Origin of the sequence: Gemmatimonas sp. (genome assembly GCF_041689975.1) — a bacterium.
In the GTDB taxonomy this organism is placed as follows: Bacteria; Gemmatimonadota; Gemmatimonadetes; order Gemmatimonadales; family Gemmatimonadaceae; genus Gemmatimonas.
In genome coordinates this window covers 1-2,160 of record NZ_JBDNFF010000386.1, presented here as the reverse complement: position 1 = coordinate 2,160, position 2,160 = coordinate 1, and the positions used below count along the sequence as shown (strand labels likewise).

Annotated in this window: 2 protein-coding genes; one reads left to right on the top strand and one right to left on the bottom strand. The window is 65.6% G+C overall.

Annotated elements, in window-relative coordinates; genetic code table 11:
• Positions 1-144: 144 nt before the first annotated feature.
• Positions 145-1,443, bottom strand: coding sequence for a hypothetical protein (locus tag ACESNG_RS22165; RefSeq protein WP_373070903.1), 1,299 nt, complete (start codon positions 1,441-1,443; stop codon positions 145-147).
• Positions 1,444-1,739: 296 nt separating this feature from the next.
• Here ACESNG_RS22165 and ACESNG_RS22160 point away from each other — a divergent pair.
• On the top strand, positions 1,740-2,160 hold a 421-nt coding region (locus ACESNG_RS22160; protein WP_373070901.1), incomplete at its 3' end, for a hypothetical protein.

Here is a 2,160-nt window from a genome sequence, read left to right as displayed (position 1 = left end):
TCACTCCTTTTCTCTTTTCTCTTTTCCTCTGTGTGATCCGTTCAGGAGTCCCGCCCGCGAACCGGCCGAGGCCAACGACCTGCGGCGACTCGCGGGCTGTGCGTTCCGCAGTGCCTTCGGCGTCGGCGTTGCCCCACGCGCGCCCTATCGGCACGACGTCTTGCAGAGGCGATGGACACGCAACGCCACCACGTCATTCTCATCCCTCACGCGCAGCACGACACGATCGTTGCCGAAGGCGACTGGAGTCGCATCATCAACAAGCCGGAGCCGGCCGGTCATCGCGCCGTCGCGGCGATAGGAGGTCACCATCGTACCGCTCTTGCCGCTCGTCGCGGCCTGATCGACCACCCAGAGCGTGCCATCCGGACCCGTATACATGGCCACAATGATCGGCATTGAATCGGCAGACGGCGCGAGCCGCGCGTTCTGGCGCTGTTCATCCTTGGTGTACGTGTCGCCACCACCTCCTTCGCCCACGCTGCTCTCGATATACTTGAATCGCAAAGCAAGCGCCCGCGCCCGATCCTCCACACGCACGGGCCGTCGCTGCAGCGGAATGACGAGCTGCCGCAGTACGGTGCCCGAAGGTGACCGCAGGGTGATGGTGTAGGAATCGCCGGAACTGGTGGTCACCAGCGAATCCCAGAGCACGATGCTCGCGTGCGGCGTGAATTGCAGCACGTCGCTCTCGCGAGTTGTCCGCCCGCGAATGCGCATGGGCACTGATACCTGCGCGAGATCCGGGATGGACGCGATCGTGCGGCCGGCACCCTCGAGCGGCTGCACGATAACGGTGGCCATGCTGCGAAAGACGGTGTCGGATTCATCCCACGACATGAGGCCACCTGAGTGCACGACCACGCGACCATCGGTGAGCACGCCCGCCAACTTTTCGGCGTTGCGCCGCTGCTCCGTCCAACGCATGGCGGGAGTGCGCACGAACCGTCCATCCGGCATCACCCAGTTGAGACGGTTGTTTGCTATGTCGTTCAGGAACAACGTGTCGCCGGGCAACACAACGACACCTCCGGGGCGCATGAGCTCTCCCGGCCCCTTGCCGACACTGCCAATGATGCGCTGTTCCCTGCCGTCGGCGCCGAACACCATGAGCCGCGCGCCGATCGGGGAAAACGCCACGAGCCGGTTGTCCGACAGCAAGCGGACCTCGCCCACATTCGTGAGATCGAAATCACCGCTGCCGTTCGATCCGCCGGCAACAGCAAGCGGCGCGGCATCCAGCACAACGGCGGGCGCACGATCGAAGGCGTCCGCCGTGAACGACAGTCGTTCCGTGCTGTCCGGCCGTCGTTCGATTACCGGAAAGACAGCGGCAGCGCCCGCTGCACCACGCCCCGATTCCGAACCGCTGTCCGCCGTACCACCTGCACTGCACGCGGTGATGCCGAATGCTGAGCAGCCCAGCAAGGCAGACAACGACATGAGATGGAACCGATACGACACAGGTGCTCCATGTATTCAAGGCGTGAGAACGGCGCTTTTGCCCCGGCGTTACCGTGATCGTCGATGCTACGGCCACTGCACGCCGATGTCCAACAGCCCCTGCCGTGCATCGCGTTGCGCATAGGCAGCTTGAGCGACCTCCTGCTCCACCCGCGCAGCACGCTCGATTCGCTCGGACCACACTTTCGCGTACCTTTCACCGCCGCGCACTTCAGCTTGCCACAGTGTGTCGGCCCTCCATCCGCTGCCCGCCCAAGCCTCTCCAGAGACCCCCGATGCTGCTTCGCGTTCCGCGATCCTACGCCACACTCCGACTCCCTCGCTGCCTGCTGTCCGCGGCGCTGCTGCTCGCTGCGGCACCGCTCGCCCTCGCCGCGCAGGCGGCCACGCCGGCTGCAACATCCGGGGCCAAGAAGGCGCTCACGATCGACGACTACGGGAAGTGGCGTAGCATCGACGGCGCGTCGATTGCCGGGGACGGCAGCTGGGTGGTGTACGGGCTGCGGTTCGCCAACGCGCTTCCCGCCGACGGGAAGCCGGTGCTCAAGCTCCGGAACCTCCGCACCAACACGGAGATCGAGATCGCCAACGCGTCGCAGGCGCAGTTTTCGCCCGACTCCCGCTGGCTCGCCTACCTCGTAGAGCCGCCTGCCCCGACCCGCGCTGGCGCCCGCTCGGCCGATTCGGCGACTACTT

What these genes read in the sequence shown, in the direction of transcription:
- ACESNG_RS22165 (WP_373070903.1), bottom strand. Translation starts at nt 1,443, where the DNA reads ATGTCGTTGTCTGCCTTGCTGGGCTGCTCAGCATTCGGCATCACCGCG.